Source organism: Flavisolibacter tropicus (assembly GCF_001644645.1).
Lineage (GTDB): Bacteria > Bacteroidota > Bacteroidia > Chitinophagales > Chitinophagaceae > Flavisolibacter > Flavisolibacter tropicus.
On the sequence record NZ_CP011390.1, the window covers coordinates 5,807,558 to 5,825,844 of the forward strand.

The following is an 18,287-nucleotide window of genomic DNA, read 5'->3' on the forward strand; positions in this document are numbered from 1 at the left end:
CTCAAAACCTGTAGCTAGTACCTAAAACAAAGGACTGTCGGCAATTAGAGTAAAATGGCGAAGTAGGAGACCGGGCGGCAGTTAACACCTAAAGCTTAGAGAAAATGTTTGTGAAACATGATTTAACCCACCTAAACGGCTACACCCATTACCTGGGTAGAGATGTGCCGCTGATCGATAGCAGGCAACAAGCGGTGTTCCGGTAGCTAGCCGGGCGACACTTCAAAAAAAAGTTAAAAATAATTTAATAACGATCCCCCCCTTTCTAATCGCTCATTGTATTTAAATGAGTGACATGCCCTTGGTGTGCGTAGGATCCTGGGTTCAGATTGAGGGTAGACTTTTCTAAAAGGCTGTATTGAGTTCGAAAAATGGCTCTTACACAGGCCGGATGTCTTTGGGAAGTACCACATGAAATTAAAGCTAATGAGCAGGCCGGATCCTAGTTTGGTTGAACTACTTCATAAGGATGATATAGGTGCTTTTGATACTTTATTTAAGAAGTATCACCTGGCCGTGTATCGTAATATTCTAAAGATCACAAAAGACGAGTCTACGTCTGAAGATCTTTTGCAGGAAGCTTTTATACGGCTTTGGGAAAAAAGAATGCAGCTGGATCCCGAGCAGTCCGTTGCCGGCTGGTTATTTGTTATCAGCTTTAATCTTTCCGTTAATTATACACGCAAAAAACTACGAGAACAGGTTATCCATAAAGAGTTGTTCTGTAACCATTTTCAACAGATAGGGCAGGATAGTACCGCTATCTTAAATGAAGAACAATATTATTTGCTGCAAAAAGGCATAGAGCAGCTTTCTCCACAAAAAAGAAAGATCATCAATCTCTGTAAGCTGGAAGGTAAAACCTACGAAGAAGCAGCAGCTGAATTAAAAATATCACGTCATACGGTAAAAGAATACTTATCAGCGGCCATGGCCTCGCTAAATGATTATGTGAGAAAGAATGCGAGTCATGTGGCAGTGCCGTTCTTGTTGTTGGTGGTGAATAATTATAATTAGAACTAGGATTGTTAGGATGGGAAGGATTTGGAGGAAAGGGTTGACAGGTTAAAAAAGAGGAGAGGTTGATAAGGAAGGGAATAATGAACAAGGAACAAGGAAGGAAGAAGGGAGGGAATGTTCAATGCTCAACGCTCAATGATCAAGGTACAAGGAAGAATAAAGAAGGGATTTGGAATTTGTGATTTAGAGCAGCAGCGGCCAGATATCCCATATCTCAATAGGTGTCATCAAGTACAGAAGCTTCTTATGGATATGGAATATCAATCCTTAGAAAGGCCAGCCATCTTTCCAGCCCCTCTAATTGCTGTTTATTAATCGTAATAGTTGAAAGGAACTCCCAATTTCAAATCCCAAATCCTAAATCTCAAATTCCAATATTTAAGCGGAAAAAATAAAAATTCAAAAGCCTATCCCCCCTTTTTTTCATCTCCATTGTATTTAGTATAAATAAACATTCTTGGTGAATCGTAGACAGGAATATCTCAAATATTTATTAGAAAAGGAACGGTGGACAATTGATGACGAGGAATGGATGTTAAGTTATTTGGAAAGAGGTGAGCTGGGAGCGTTTGAAAATGTAGCGAGGGAAGCGTTCAATGAGGATGTTGCTTCTTACAAAAACGTACGAGACATACGATTGTCGGAATCAGCCTTAAAAAGCATCCATCAGCGTATAGATATGCCAAAGCCTTCCTTGATGCAGTCCATTCAATTGCACTGGGTGAAATATGCGGCGGCGGCTTGTATAGTTCTTTTATTAGGATGGGGCTATCTGTATATGACTGTTTTTTACAGTGGCTCACAAAGTATACCGGTTCAGCATGTTACAACTGCTGCTACGGAACGTAAAACCATTGAATTGCCAGATGGCTCTTTTGTAAGCCTGGAGCCGGGTACATCACTCGATTACCCAGCAACGTTTACAGGCGAGACCAGGAAGGTAAGCTTAAAAGGTGAGGCCTTCTTTGAAGTAGCAAAAGATGCGAAGCATCCATTTGTTATTCAAACAAAGCATTTAAAAACAACCGTACTGGGTACTTCTTTTAATGTAGAAGCCTACGATACCAAACTGTCGAAAGTAGTAGTGGTGACCGGAAAAGTAAAAGTGCAGACCGATGAAGACAAACAGACCATTATACTAACACCTAACCAAAGCGTGGTGTATAACAATACAACCGGTGAGCTGGTAAAGAAAGAGGTAGCGACAGAAGCGCAGTTTTACCAGCACCGCAGAATCGGAAAGTTCAATTATAGAGGCGTAGGGTTGGATAAAGTAGTAGAAGATCTCCAGCGTTATTATAATACAACCATTACGATTGAAGGTGATACAAAAGAGTGCATGTTCTATGGTGATTTGTTTGCCGGCGATCAATTGGAAAAATCATTGGGCCTGATTGCCACATCGCTCAATGCTACTATTAAAAAGGATACTAAAAATAGCTATACGATTGTAGGTGGCCACTGCCGCTAAACAGTCAAAACAACCAATACGCTAAACCAAAAAACTAAACCTATACATTAAGATTACTGTATGCGACAAATGGGAAACCGTGCTTATGTAAGAAAGTTCAAATCGATCATTAAGTTATCCATACTTATCGTTTCGATTTTTGGAGCTACCGCAGCATCTGCAACCGATGGAAAACTACAAGATGTACTTGAAAAGACCATTTCTATTGAGTTTAAGGATGTATTACTAAAAGATGCGTTAGATAAGATCAGTGCACAAACTAAGATTTCGTTCGTTTATGTTAGCAATCCTGCTTTGAATAATAAAGTGAGCGTTCAGGCACACGATCAGAAAGTAGGAGAGTTATTGAAAAAATTATTACTGCCTTATGCGCTTCAGTATGTGGTAGTAGATGATCATATTGTAATCCGTGCCGGCACTGAAAAGCCTGGCAAGGTAGCCCTTGAGCAGTCTAACCCACTGCATGGACTTCCTCCAACAGATATCAAAGGAATTGTGATCTCCGACAATGATGCGCCTTTAGCGGGCGTATCTGTCGTTGTAAAAGGTACGCAACGTGGGGTGGTTACAAATGCCAAAGGTGAGTTTGAATTGAAAGGTGTAAATGCTGATGCCGTATTGGTGATCAGCATGACGGGTTATAAATCACAAGAAGTAAAAGCAGAAAGCTTTAAGAGCACCGCTTTCCGTGTTCAGATGAAACCAGAAGCTGCCAGCTTACAAGAGGTGGTAGTAACCGGTTTCCAGAGCATTGATAAAAAGAAATTTACTGGTGCCTCTACGCGTTTGAAAATTGAAGACGTGAAGATGGATGGTGTAACCGATGTAAGCCGCATGCTGGAAGGCCGTGCTGCCGGTGTATCTATCCAAAACGTATCTGGTACCTTCGGTTCAGCTCCCAAAGTGCGTGTACGCGGTGCTACCTCTATCACAGGTGAAAACAAACCACTGTGGGTAGTAGATGGTGTGGTATTAGAAGATATCATTAACATCTCTAATGACCAGTTATCTTCTGGTGATCCTAACACCATGTTAGGTTCTTCCGTAGCGGGTTTAAACCCTAACGATATTGAGACATTCGATATCCTGAAAGATGCTTCTGCTACCGCCCTATATGGTGCTCGTGCCATGAACGGTGTTATTGTAATCACTACCAAGAAAGGTAAAGCGGGTAAGCCTGTTGTGAATTACACAGGTAACTATACCATGCAGCTGAAGCCTTCTTATAATAACTATGATATCATCAACTCGGCCGACCAACTGGCCTTGTATGCAGAGATGGAGCGGAAAGGTCAAATCAGCATTACTGATATGGCTGTTGCCGCTAACTCTGGTATTTATGGAAAGCTGGCCGAAAAAATTGAAGATGGTTCTGTATATAACACAGCTGCAGGCAGATCTGCGTTCCTGGCTAAATACGGAAGCTTAAACACCAACTGGTTTGATGTATTGTTCCGTAACTCCGTTGCCCAGGAACATTCTTTAAGCATTTCTGCGGGTACGGATAAAGCACAATCCTATTTCTCTTCTAGTTTTTATAATGATAATGGATGGTCTATTGCTGATAAAGTAAAACGCTTTACAGCTAACCTGCGTAATAACTATACGCTGTCCAATAAGTTATCTGCGGGCTTTACCATGACTGGTTCCATCAGACAGCAACAGGCGCCCGGTACTATCGGCCGCGCCAACAACCCGGTAGAAGGTACTTTCAGCCGCAATTTTGATATTAACCCATTCAGCTATGCGCTGAATACCAGCCGCCTGCTTCCTGCCTATGAGGAAGATGGCAGCCTGGCTTACTTCCGCAGAAACTTTGCGCCATTCAACATCCTGTCTGAACTGGAGAACAACCGCATTAAACTGAACGTACTTGACTTGAAACTTCAAGGCCAGGCTACGTATAAGTTCAATAAATATTTAAGCTATGATTTCAATGGTGCGTTGCGTTTTGTAAAAACAGCCAACGAGCATGAGATCACGGAGCACTCTAACCAGGCCGAGGCTTACCGTGCTGCCAGCACATCTACCATTAAACAGCGTAACCGTTATTTGTATACAGATCCTAACGATCCATCAGCAGAGCCTGTAGTGGTATTGCCTTACGGTGGTTTCTATAATCTCCAGGAAAACCAGTTGATCAACTATACGTTCCGCAACAACCTGACCTTTAATAGAACCTTCAACAACCGTCACCAGGTAGTAGCGTTGGTAGGCCAGGAGGTTAAATACACGGACCGTCAAAATACCAATAACACGGGTTTTGGTTACCAGTATGACAATGGTGGTATTCCTTTCGTTGATTATCGTATTGTTAAGCAAATGCTGGAGAACAACTTCCAGTACTATGGCATGAGCAATGAGCGTGATCGCTTTGTAGGCTTCTTTGGTAATGCTAGTTATACCTACGATAATAAATATAACATCTCTGCTACTATGCGTGACGATGGCTCTAACCGCTTAGGTAATTCTCCTTCCGCGCGTTGGCTGCCTACGTGGACCGTTGCCGGTCGCTGGAACGTAGATAAAGAGAAGTTCATGGAGAATGTAGACGCCATTAGTTATTTAGCCCTTCGTGGTAGCTATGGTTTGAATGCCTCTTATGGTAACGCTATGAACTCTACGGCAGTATTGTTGACCGAGTTGACAAAAAGAGCCAACAGTGCCGATGGACAGGTAGCGATCAATATTGCCAGCTTAGAAAACTCCGATCTGACATGGGAAAAGAAATACGAAGCTAACGTGGGTATGGACCTGGGTTTATTAAAAGGACGCATGAACGTAACCGTAGATGCGTATAAAAGGAACAGCTTCGATCTGATCAGCTTTGTGAAGACTGGCGGTATTGGTGGTGAGTTGTACAAGCAAGCCAACTACGCTGATCTAAGCTCTCATGGTATTGAAGTGAGTGTAGGAGGGAAGCCTGTAACTGGTAAAAACTGGAGCTGGAATACGAACCTGACCTTCGGATACAATACGAATAAGATCACGAACTCTGAAAACAAGCCCCTGATATTTGATCTGATCCGTTCAGAAGGTGGTGCGCAGGTAGGCTATCCCGTTAGAGGCTTGTACTCTCTTGTATTTACCGGTTTGGATAAATATGGTTTGGGAAGCTATATTAATCAAAATGGTAACTCTAGTTATGCTGTAGATTTTCAGAGTGAAAACACCCAATACCTGAAATATGAAGGTTCTGCGGATCCAACCATTACAGGTGGTTTCACTAATACGTTTAATTATAAAGACCTGTCATTCAACTTCCTGATGACGTACCAGGCAGGCAATAAGATCCGCATGCAGCCAACATACAGAAGCGGTTACTCTGACCTGGATGCGGTACCTGGTGAATTTATTAATCGCTGGACATTACCTGGTGATGAAAAGATCACGAACATTCCTTCAACGGCTGATTTATATACTAACTATGGTTTGGGTGGTGCTTATACGTACAACAACTATAACTATTCTGATATACGTGTAGTAGACGGTTCTTTTGTACGTCTGAAAACCATATCGCTTGCGTATAAACTGCCCGCTTCTTTGTTAAAGGCAGCTCGTTTGAATGCAGCCTCTATCAGCTTGCAAGGAAACAACATGTGGTTGATCTATGCTGATCCAAAGCTGAAAGGCCAGGATCCTGAGTTCTTCAATACGGGTGGTGTGGCCATGCCAATCAATAAACAATTTGTTCTTTCATTAAAAGTGGGCATTTAATAATGGGTAGCAGAATTAATAAAATAGGAATTTGTATAGGCTTATCTGGTATGCTGGCTTTATCCAGCTGTAGTAAATTCCTGGAGACAGAACCGGATAACCGTACTACGGTAACTACTCCTCAACAGGTTTCTCAATTAGTGGCGAATGCCTATCCAAAAGCGAGTTATATCGCGTTTTGTGAGGCTATGTCAGATAATGCTGAAGATAAAGATGCTCCTTTCTCTTCTCAGTTGAACTCACAGTCTTACAACTTCCAGGATGTAGAGACGATTGATTACGATACGCCGGAGTCATATTGGACGGCTGCTTACAAAGCCATTTCTCAAGCCAACCAGGCCTTGCAGGTGATTGAAAAATCGGCTGATAAAGCAAACCTGAAAGCCCAAAAAGGGGAGGCATTGGTAGCAAGAGCCTATGCGCACTTTATGCTGGTGAACCTGTTTTCTAAAGTATATGATGCCAATGCAGGAAACAATCCTGGTATTCCTTATGTAACGGCTCCTGAGAATGTGGTGAATGGACAGTACGAGCGCAAGACCGTGAAGTATGTGTATGAAATGATCGAGAAGGACCTGACTGAAGGTATGCCTTTGATCAATGATGGCATGTATGCCAACGCGCCAAAGTTCCACTTTAATACGGCAGCTGTACATGCTTTTGCCGCCAGATTCTACCTGTTCAAAAAAGAATATGATAAAGTACTGGCACATTGTAAGGCAGCGGTGAGTGGTGACTTTGCACCTAGCCTGAGACCTTGGAATGGCAGCTATAGCAGTTTGCAGTACGCTGAATTGCAGGCCATTTATTCCAGCGCCAGCGAGAATGCCAACATCATGTTGCAAGAGGCAATGTCGGTTTGGGGACGCTCGTATCCTACCAACCGCTTTGGCATGGGTGAGACCATTGTAAGCACATTAATGTATACGCCTCAAAACCCAACGGGTGGACGTTTTGCCATTGGTAGAAATATCTATGGCACCTCTCCGCAAACGTATAATATCCCCAAATTCCGTGAGCATTTTGTTTATGCAAGTGCAACGGCCAATTATGGTGACCCCTACAACACGATTCCTTTATTTACCGTAGAAGAGGTGTTATTCAATAAAGTTGAAGCCAATTGCAATTTGGGTAATTATGAGGATGCCGTAAAAGACCTGAATGCCTGGGTAAGCAAGAATATTGAAAACTACGATGCGAATAAGCATAACCTGACGGTTCAACGAATCAAGAATTATTATCCTACGCTTAGTACGGCAGATGCCATTATTAAAACGGCATTGGAATTCAAGCGTGCCACCTTTATGCATGAGGGTATGCGTTGGTTTGATAACATCCGTTTAAAGATGACCATTAAGCACGCTTTGAAAAAAGAAGGTAAGGTGATCACTATCGGACCGGATGACAACCGCCGTGCCATCCAAATACCAACGACAGCAACACTTTCAGGTATTGCGTTAAATCCACGCTAAGAAGTATTGAAATCGATTGTAATAGAAGAACAAACAAATTATAAAAGTCATTTGATGAAAAATATAGTTAGACTATTCACTTTCTGCAGCTTGATGTTGGCCCTGGCATCCTGTTCTAAAAAGAATGAAGAGGTGAAGTATACCCCTTCGCCAGGTTTGGGGGGTGACACATGGGCAAGCGGACCCATTGATAAATGGATGGAAGACAGTTTGACCAAACCTTATAATATTAATGTGAAATACCGTTGGGATCCCTGGGAAGTAAACCTGGGTGCCAACCTGGTACCACCAGAGGAAAAACGTATTATCCCTGCTTTGGAAGCCATGAAGCGCATCTGGATCGATCCGTATAACGCGGAAACCGGTAGCGATGCCTTTATCCGCAAGTATGCTCCCAAACAGTTTATCATGGTGGGTAGTGCGGAATACTTATCTAATGGTAACATGCTGTTAGGACAAGCGGAAGGAGGTAAAAAGATCGCCATGTATGTGATCAACAACTTCTCTGTTACCGATATAGATGCCCTGCGCCAGATGCTGCATACTATTGAGCACGAGTTTGGTCACATTCTGCACCAGACCGTAATGTATCCAGAGACATTTAAACGAATAACACCTGACTATACAGGTACCTGGTTTAATATGTCGATGGCGGAAGCACGAAGCCGTGGCTTTGCTACCAATTATGCGCGCTCTGGCCCCGATGATGATTTTGTAGAAACACTTTCTACGATGCTGATTGAAGGAAAGAACCGTTGGGATGAATTGGTTACAGATCAGAATCCGACAGCACAAGCCGCATTACGTAGAAAAGAAGCGGTTGTAGTGGATTACTTCAAAAATACCTGGAAGATTGATTTCTATAGCTTACAAGCTAGAACACAAAAGGCTTTGAATTTGCTATCGCCTGATACATTTGAATTAACGTATGGCTTTGACAAGGTTTTTAAAGGGGCTGCTTATGTACCGGAGCATCCACGCCTTCCTAAATCTGGGCTTGATTTTAGTGCAGCGTTTGACTCTGCTGCCTATCGAATTGATACACTTACCAAGAGTTCACTTATTCAAACCAGGGTAGATGCTATTATTCGTTCTGCTAGTGTAATGGAGCTGGATGTGTGGGTATACAGCCCTGCCGACAAAGAACAATTTGTGGTTGCCAGCTATGACTTTAATTATTCAAAAGGAGCTGATGGTTTTTACAAATTTAATTTTCTCAAAGCGAATCAGCAAGACGGTGAATTTCTGATACCCTATCTGAAAGAAATGCTTGACTTCTTTAAGAACGAGCAATTTAAGTTGAGTTGGTACCAGGCATTCTCACCTAATAATTCACTTTATCCAAAGGTGCTCTTTACACCAAAGCAAAATTCCAATAAATACTTTATCGGCCTGGCAGCTCGATAAGGAAACCTACATGTGATTATTTGGTAAAAACGAAATATGAAAAAACTTACATTACTATATATAGCTAGTGCTGCATTGGCGATTACTGCTTGCAAAAAGAACGAAACCGATTACCTGTTTGAGAAGCCTATTGATGAACGTCTTAATGAGTCATTAAGCAGTTACCAGGATGTATTGGTAAAAGCACCAGGATGGAGACTGTTTGTTTATCCACAAGGCCTGAAATCATCGGGTATTGAAATGGGCGGGTTTTCTTATTACGTACAGTTTACCCAGGACAACCGGGTAAAAATGGTATCGGATTTTGCCGTAGAAATGGCCACCACTCCAAATGAAAGTGGCTACCGTTTGAAAGCCTTGCAAAGACCATCGTTATTCTTTGATACCTATAGTTACCTGCATGTGGCTGCTGATCCCAGTGCTGCTGTTTCCCAATCACCTACTGGTTCAAATGGAGCAGGGTGGGGAAGTGATTTCACCTTTTCCTTTACAGAAGCGAAGCCAACGGGCGATACCCTGGTATTGGAAGGCAATCAGAATTTCAGTGATGCCCTGTTAGTAAAAGTTTCGGCCGGTGAAATTGACTCCGCATTGAATAAAGGCGCATTAAAAAAGAACATTGATGCGATGATGAGCTATGTAGCCAAAAACCAGTTCCTGGGGCTACCGCTGCCGAATAACAATAAAGCAGCGTTGTCCTTTGACGTTAGTTATAAGCTGCTGAGCCTGATCTACAAAAACGAAAAGGATGAGCTTGTTACCCTGAAGCCTGGATTTGCCTTTACCACAAGAGGTCTGTGGTTAAAGGATCCTGTAACTATTGGTGGTTACACCTTCCAGGAAATCCTATGGGATCAACAAAATAAGAACCTCTTTATTGTATCAGGTGGTAACAAAGTGGTTTTGTCGAGCAATTCCAGCCCTGTAGTGGTCTATACGTTTACCAACCAACTAGGTAAGCCCTTTACGGCTGTTATCGTACCTACAACACCGTTATATGGACAGTCTACGGTGTTTGCTTCTGCTTATGCAACAGCAAAGAACAAACTAGCGATCCCGCATTATGGACCTAACGGAATGTACGGCCTGGACCTGGGAGATATGTATTTCAGTTTTGATGTTGTTTCAAACCGGATGGTACTGAACACGTATGTATCAATGGCTGGCACCCGGTTCCTGGCAAAAACCATATATAACTATACTATTAGTGGTGATGCGATCCGGTTTACCTGGGTGAGTGACGATGCGAATGCAAATGCCATTAAGTCTGATATGGCTCCCTTGTTAAACTACCTGACCAATGATAGCTATAAGCTGAGTGCTATTACAACCACATCGGGCTTCTATGGTCAGTTTACCAGTAAGGAAAACCCCAATTTTTATTTCTCGGGTTATTTACAATAGAAGTAGTAAGTAAATCAGGAAAATTAAAATGATTAATAAAGGAAGCTTATAACCATACGCTTCTGTGAAGAGTGAAGATATAAAACATGGAAAACCAAAACGGCATTGCGTAAAGCAATGCCGTAATCCACTTTTTGTAGAAAAACGAAACGTTTAATAGCAGAAACAAACCCTAAAACACGGAAAACAAAAGCTGTATGAGAAAATTCACTGTTCCCGGCTTATGTAAATGCACACTGTTAGTGATTGCTACATTGCTACTCTCGCTGACGCGACTTCAGGCCCAAATGGATATTGCTATTGGAACTGGTACTGCTGCTAATGCAGCCGGTAACAGCAGTTCCGGTTATCCTTGTCCTTTTCAGGATGTACAGGAAGCTAGTCGAATGCAATTCCTGTATAAGGCCACAGAATTACAAAACATGGGTATGAAGGCCGGTAAAATCCGTGCAATCAGGTTTACGGTGGTGAACGTGGGTTTTACAGGTGTAATGGAAAATGTGGTATTTAAAGTTGGTACCACTGCGTCTACAAGTTTAACCACTTCAAGTTCAAGTTGGGATGCCTTTACTGGAACTCCTGCGGCAACCGCTCCACAGAATTATCAGCCTGTTAATGGAATAAACACCATAACCTTTCCAACACCATTTGATTGGGATGGAACAAGTAATATTTTGATTGAAATTTGTAACGGTGATCCGGCTTCTGTTTCTCCTTCCGTTAATACTGCTTCAGCTAATCCGGCAGTAACCTGGACTACAGGGTTGTCCTTTAATGGTTCTCACACGTTTAGAGGTAATGATTTAAATACAAGTACTATTTGTACTACTACCAGTGCTACTAACGTTGGTACCCAGACTACACGTCCCAACATTATTTTTGACTGGGATCCAGCCGGAACCTGCGACGGTAGCTTTAGTGCCGGAACTGTATCAGGCGCGCCTGCATCTGCTGTTTGTAATCCGCAGACATTTACATTAAGCTGGATGGGAACTTTAACCAGTGGAATGACCTTACAGTGGCAAACGTCTGCAGACAATGCCACATGGACCAATATTTTTGGAGCCAATGGTTTTAATTATACAGCAACACAGGCTACAACCAGCTATTACAGAGTGCTGGTAAAATGCGCTTCTGACCCTACTCCAAAAGCTACACCTGGTGTACAAGTAAATTCTGTTCCATTGGTGATGCCTTTGCCATCTGGTCCTTATAAGATTGATAATAGATTGACTGCAAATGATATTCCCGCTGGGAAGTTCATGTCTTTCAATGAGGCATATAATTATCTTAAATGCGGAATAGGTGGGCCAATTGTTTTCGATGTAGAAAATACAGGGATCGTGTATAACGAGCAATTAAATATGACATGGATTCCTGGTACAAGTGCTACCAATACGATCACCTTTAATGGTAATGGTGCTATTATTTCCACCAAGCCTAACAGTACCAATCGTGGCGTTATTAAGTTAAATGATGTTGATTATGTAACATTTGATAACCTGATTATTGTAGCTACGTCAACGACTACCGGAGAATATGGATGGGGCGTTCATCTATTGAACAATGCCGATAACAATACGTTTAAAAACTGTACGATCCGTACGCTTGTTCCTACTAGCTTTATGTATTATCTCAATACAGGGGGCGGTACAGAGAACTATGCTGGTATCGTTATTAGCTCCGCGGATAATTCTTTTAACAATTCTTCTTTTAACACTTTGTGTGACAACAACGTGTTTGATCATAATACCATTGAAGGTGGATCAGTTGGTATCACCATTCAAGGAAGTCTGACTTCCGGTATTATGAATAACAAGATCATTAATAATACCATCAAAAATTTTGGCCGTGCGGGTATCATAGTTGGGGGCTCCACAAATACAGTAATTGATAATAACGATATCACAAGACCCGACGTTCTGAATAATGCAGATGCGTTTAATATACCTGCTATTCAAGGTGTTTTGGGTGTTACGTTTAATGCCAACTTATTGATTACAAGAAATAGCATCCACAACTTCTTTGCGGCAACTCCAGATGTTCTCAACGAATTTCAGGGCGTAGGTTTCAGGCTTGCCGGTGGCCTTGCTGGTCAAAATAATATTGTTGCGAACAATCTTATTTATGATATAAATGGACAAGGAAATTTATTTGGTGTTTATAACAATGGTTCAAGTAATGTTTCCTTTTATCACAATACCATTTCACTAGATAATCCTACTAGTTATTCACAGAAATTGACCTGTGGCTTTTATCATACATCTGCTTCACCCGAAGTGTATTTTAAAAACAACCAGGTAAGCATCTTGCGCGGTGGTACAGGCTCTAAATATGGAGCCTACATGGCAGAAACCACTATTACCGGTGATAGCTTGGATTATAACAACTATTACATGGGTTCAAATCCAACATACGCAATCGGTTTTTATAACGGTACTACGTATAATACGCTTGCAACTTGGAGTGCTGCTGCTAAAATTGATGTTCATTCGTTGAGTGTAAACCCGCTTTACACAGATGCTGCAGCTGGTAATTTCAAGCCTCTTTCCAATATATTAAATGATAAAGGAGCACCGGTAGGCATTGCAAATGATATATTGCTAACAGTCCGTAGTAGCAGTACACCTGATATTGGTGCGTATGAATATTCACTGGCAGGTTGTTTAACCAATTTTGCTCCTGGTAATGCATTTTCCAATGTAGGCCAAACCACTTGCCCTAATAAATCGGTTACACTAAACCTGAAAAATTATGATGCAGGCTCTGGTCTTACTTTCAAATGGGAATCAGCACCTTCTGGCAGTGGACCCTGGACCGCAATCAGTGGTAACCTGGGCGACCCTGTATTTACCTTTACTATGGGCGCATCCACCCTTTATTATCGTGCTGCAGTAAGCTGTAATGGCGGATCGCCAAGGTATAGCGATGTGATTCAAATTGTTTCAGGTGCAGCCTTCCCGGCAGGTAATTATACCATTGATAATTCACAGCCTACAGATCCATCTGGTACAAAGAATTTTAATTCATTTAAAGAGGCGGTAGACGCTATTACCTGTGGTATTGCAGGCCCTGTGGTCTTTAATGTAAAACCGGGTAATACCGCTGGTTTATATACTGAGCAGATCCGTATCCCTGCTATTAATGGTACATCTGCTGTGAATACAGTAACGTTTAAAAGCTTTGATGATAACGTTGCTACAGCCGAATTGAAGTTCTCTCCCTCTGGCCCCGGCTCTAACTATGTGGTACTGTTGGATAGTGCGCGTCACATTAATTTCAAGAAGCTGACTGTTACTTCTACCAATGCCTTATATGGACGTGTAATAGAGGTTGCAGGAACTGTATATAGTGATAGTATCGTTAACTGTCTGATCAAAGCACCTGTGCCTGCCACTAATGATACCACAACGAAAATGGCTGCTATCTACGGTGGTACAAATTTACAAGGAGGTAGCCTTGTGTTCAAAGGAAATACCATTACCAATGGTGCCAAAGGAATTTACCTGGCTGGTCCTTCTGCAGCTGTATTTACCAATAATAACGTAATAGAGGAAAATACGTTTACGGGTACCTATCATCAGCCAATTTTTGCATTGAACACCAGCAATATCAGGATCAATAAGAATGTAATAACATTAAATACGTCGTTTTCAACCACCTCGTTCAACCAAGCCATATATGGTATTTACACCAATAATTGCGATAGTGCATTACAGATAATAGGTAACCAGGTTACCGTCAGCAATAATGCAGGTAACTTATATGGTATCTATATGACGTTAAATGAGGCAACGGCATCTAACCGGGCTAAGGTGATGAATAATAAAATCATAGCTAACTCCGGTTTGACTGGATCCTCCGTTAGACAAATTGGTATGGCTACTGACAATATTTATAATACGGATATTGTCAATAACGTCATTTCCGTTTCAGCAGCAGTTCCAGGTACAAGTAATAGTGCTTATTGTGCTGCCTTTCGTTCAGCTAATGCCTTTAATGTAAATATTTATAACAATTCACTGCTGAATACCTCGCCAGCAACTGGAGCTACCAATGTATACAATGTGGCCTTGGAAATAGACATGCAGTCTGGTAAGCAAGCATCTTCATTGTATGGCGGTATTCAAAGGATCTATAACAATGTTATCGCTAACCGCGGTGGCGGTCCGGCAATGTCTCACCTGTATACGGTGGGTTTTGTAAAAAGTGATTATAACCTGATTTATGCAGCTGGGCCTGTTTTAGTGAATACACTTCCTACCTCTGTGCCTTTTGGAAAAAAATATACTGCATGGGCTGCGTGGCGTGATTCGTCTGGAATAGAGATCAATTCAATTGTAGCAGATCCTGCATTTATTAGTAATAATGATTTACAACCGAATACCGCTGATCCTAACTCCTGGATTATGCATGGGCGTGGTATTCAGATTAGCGGTAATACCACGGATTATAATGGTAATCCAAGAGCCGTTAACTTAACCGATGGCGTACCCGATTTAGGTGCGTATGAATTCCCTGCTCCAGCAGTAGCGCCTCCATACTTAACCGCAACGCCTGCTACACCGGCACCGGGAGTTACACAAATCTTTTCATTGGCTACCGATACTGTGGCCCGTATTACCTGGGCACCAGGATCTACGGTACCAACCAATGTTAAGTTGAAACGCTATTCAGGTGTATTGCCAGCAGGAATGGCTGCTACAGAAAAATCGCTGTACTATTATGTAGATGCAGAAGTTACTGGCAGCGGAACCTACAAATATGATACAAAGCAATACTTCTATAACTCTTGGCTAAACAACTTACCTATTAAGTCGTTTATTAAGCTGGGTAAAACAAATGCTGCTGGCACATGGGCAGCTAATGCTACCAGTACAATAGATTCATTTAACAATATTATTAGTGATACCGTACAGACATATATCGGGAAGTTTACCGGTATGACAGATGGATTGGCTCCAGCCCAACCTGTATATGTAACTACTGCGGATAGTTCTAATAAAGGAACCCGTTTCTGGTTGCCATATGCATTGTATGCCGATTTCTTAAATAGCAACGCTCAAAAACTGAAAATCTACCTGGCTTCTGATAAACCAGCCCAGGTTACAGTGAAGGTTAATGGAACGGCTTACAGCAAAACCTATACGGTTGCTGCTAATACAACTGTACTGACGGATGAAATACCAAAAACAGGTCCAAATGATGCCCGCATAACCGATGAAGGTTGGTTTAAAACAGGCGTTAGCATTGAAAGTACAGAACCTATTACGGCCTATATGTCTTTACAAACAAACCTTGGTTATAATTTGGGTAGTGCTATGTTGTTACCAACTGGTGCATATGGAACGGCTTACCAGGCGCTTGGTTACAGACAGCATTCAGGTTATCCTGGTCCACAGCAGGGCGCATCGTGGGTTAACATTGTTGCTGATAATGATAATACGGTTATCGAAATCACACCTTCTAATCCTACCAGGGGTGGACGTTCAGCTGGTGTTCCATTCCGGGTAACGCTTAACAGAGGAGAGGTTTACCAATTGATAGGTGCATACAAAAGATCGTATACGCAGGCAGAACATGGCGGACCATTTAATACGACATCGTATGAAGGATATGAGCTGTCGGGTACTACTGTACTAGCAGTTCCAAACTCAGAGGGCAAATGCTTACCTATAGGCGTATTCTCGGGAAGTTCAAATACCACCATTACCTGTGATGAAAATAATCATCAGCCAGGGTCAGATAAATATCTATTCCAGCAAAACTATTCAGACCAGGCTTGGGGTAAATATTATCTAACGGCACCACTTTCTACCATAAATTATGTTAATGAGCGCTTTTATCATGTTTATAGAGTAATGGTAAAAGATCCAGCCACTGTGGTAAAACGCAATGGTGTAGTGTTAACGAATAAGATTAATAACTGGTATGAATTCAGCAGTAACGTTGCAGAATATATTGAAGCAGATAAGCCTGTGATGATGGCGCAGTATAATCCTTATAATCTCTCTTGTTTTAATGATACGTATGCTGCTCCAAGAATGAGCGAAAGCATGATCTACCTGACGCCATTAGGGCATGGTATTAAGAAGACCACCTTCTACAGGAGTACAGTAGGTGTGACTGGCAGTGTTACTCCTTATGCTTATCTGACAGTGATCATTCCTGATCAAGGGCTTTCTTCACTGAAGATTGACGGAAGTGCAACAATTGACTCTGTTTACGCGCATCCGAATAAGCCTGGTTATTCTGTTGTAACAAAGCGTCTTGCCAATGCTGATGCAATTTCATCAGTTGAAAGTGACACCACCTTTACAGCAACAGTGCATGCTCCGGGTCAAAATGGTTTCTATTTTTATAATGTTGGTATGCAGATACCTAGAATTAAGTTTGAAGGTCAGGCTATCAAAAACGTGCAAAACGTAAGCACGCCATCAAATGCTTATACCTGCGCCAAAACACCATTCAAGGCTACTGTTTTACTGCCTGTAAAAGCTAAAACGTTGACTTGGAAATTGAGTGAAGCAACTGGTGTAACACCATCTACCAATGTAACAGAATCGAATCCCGTACCTGTTAATAAAGTAGAGATCAACTTCCAGGAATACTATGTATATACACTAGACCAGTCTATCAGTTTTGCTAACATTGGAAATTATACGATCCCGGTTAGTGCTACTTATGCTCAAGATGCCAACTCTTGTGATAAGAATGTAGATGGCAAGATCGATATTACAGTGATTGATGCGCCAACAGTAGACTATACGAAAACGTATACGGGTTGTATCGACGCTACTGCAGGTTTTGCCGGTACTGGTTCTGGCAGTAATGGTGTAGCGTTGGATCGTTGGAGCTGGAGCTTTGGTGATAATACCACTGCCGCTACACAAAACGCTACGAAAAAATTCAATGCGCCAGGAACCTTTAATGTAGCCTTACAAGCTATTGCTACGGATGGTTGCGTAGGTAACGTGAAGAAAGATGTAGTGGTAAATGCTTTACCAACGGTAAGCTTTGTAAAAGATAGCTTAGCCATCTGTACGGGTACCAATGCTACACTTGCTATTAGCAATCCGGCTACTAATGCTACATATAGCTGGTACGATCAGCCTACTGGTGGTACGGCTACTGCTACTGGAGTATCGTACACCAATAGCTATACCGCCAAGAAATACTTCTATGTAGGTGCTGTACTAAATGGTTGTTCTTCTGTAGGCCGTACAAAGGCAGTGGTAGCTATCAAGCCTGATGTTACCGCACCAACAGTAGCTGTAAATAATGTTGGAATCAACACTGTAAGCTTTACTTGGGAAGCTGTGGCCAATGCCAATGGTTACGAGGTGTCTACTGATGGTGGCGCTACCTGGACAACACCTTCTTCAGGAAGTACAGGCTTATCGCATACCATCAATGGCTTACGTTCCTTCCAAACCGTTTCATTACAAGTACGTAGCATAGGCGATTGTAACACAGTGAAGTCAAACGTAGCATCTGCTACCACGCTTTCAGACAAAGTATATGTACCTAACAGCTTTACACCAAATGCCGATGGCCTGAACGATGTATTACAGGTATACGTAACCGGTGCTAAAGAAGTACAGTTGATGGTTTTCAACCAGTGGGGCCAGAAAGTATTCGAGTCCAACAGCGTTTCAAAAGGATGGGATGGAACGGTTAATGGTAAAAAGCAACCATCGGGCGTATACCTATATACTTGTAAAGTAGTATTGGCCAATGGTGAAGTGGTTGAAAAACATGGTTCTGTAAACCTGGTACGTTAAGCATAAATTCCT

7 protein-coding genes are annotated in these 18,287 nt (G+C 42.0%); all 7 read left to right on the forward strand.

Annotated features, from left to right (window positions below):
- The first annotated feature begins 426 nt into the window (after positions 1 to 426).
- The 7 genes from SY85_RS24655 (at position 427) to SY85_RS24690 (ending at position 18,275) form a co-directional block, all read left to right on the forward strand.
- Positions 427 to 1,017 (forward strand): RNA polymerase sigma factor, encoded by a 591-nt coding sequence (locus SY85_RS24655; protein WP_066408994.1) that lies wholly within the window; start codon positions 427 to 429, stop codon positions 1,015 to 1,017.
- Between the two features lie 463 nt (positions 1,018 to 1,480).
- Complete coding sequence (locus SY85_RS24665; RefSeq protein ID WP_066408998.1) at positions 1,481 to 2,491, forward strand: FecR family protein; 1,011 nt, start codon at positions 1,481 to 1,483, stop codon at positions 2,489 to 2,491.
- A 60-nt stretch (positions 2,492 to 2,551) separates the two neighbouring features.
- Entirely contained in the window at positions 2,552 to 6,208 is a 3,657-nt protein-coding gene (locus tag SY85_RS24670; protein ID WP_066409000.1) for a SusC/RagA family TonB-linked outer membrane protein, read from the forward strand.
- A gap of 2 nt (positions 6,209 to 6,210) precedes the next feature.
- Positions 6,211 to 7,680 carry a RagB/SusD family nutrient uptake outer membrane protein gene (locus SY85_RS24675; protein WP_066409003.1) on the forward strand — a complete coding sequence of 490 codons (1,470 nt, stop codon included), beginning with the start codon at positions 6,211 to 6,213 and terminating at the stop codon, positions 7,678 to 7,680.
- A 54-nt stretch (positions 7,681 to 7,734) separates the two neighbouring features.
- Positions 7,735 to 9,087 (forward strand): zinc-binding metallopeptidase, encoded by a 1,353-nt coding sequence (locus SY85_RS24680; protein WP_082886689.1) that lies wholly within the window; start codon positions 7,735 to 7,737, stop codon positions 9,085 to 9,087.
- Positions 9,088 to 9,123: 36 nt separating this feature from the next.
- Positions 9,124 to 10,491: a DUF4302 domain-containing protein gene (locus SY85_RS24685; RefSeq protein WP_066409023.1), complete on the forward strand. Its 1,368-nt coding sequence runs from the start codon at positions 9,124 to 9,126 to the stop codon at positions 10,489 to 10,491.
- A 197-nt stretch (positions 10,492 to 10,688) separates the two neighbouring features.
- Positions 10,689 to 18,275, forward strand: a complete 7,587-nt coding sequence (locus SY85_RS24690) for a T9SS type B sorting domain-containing protein (RefSeq protein WP_066409026.1) — start codon at positions 10,689 to 10,691, stop codon at positions 18,273 to 18,275.
- Positions 18,276 to 18,287: the final 12 nt, after the last annotated feature.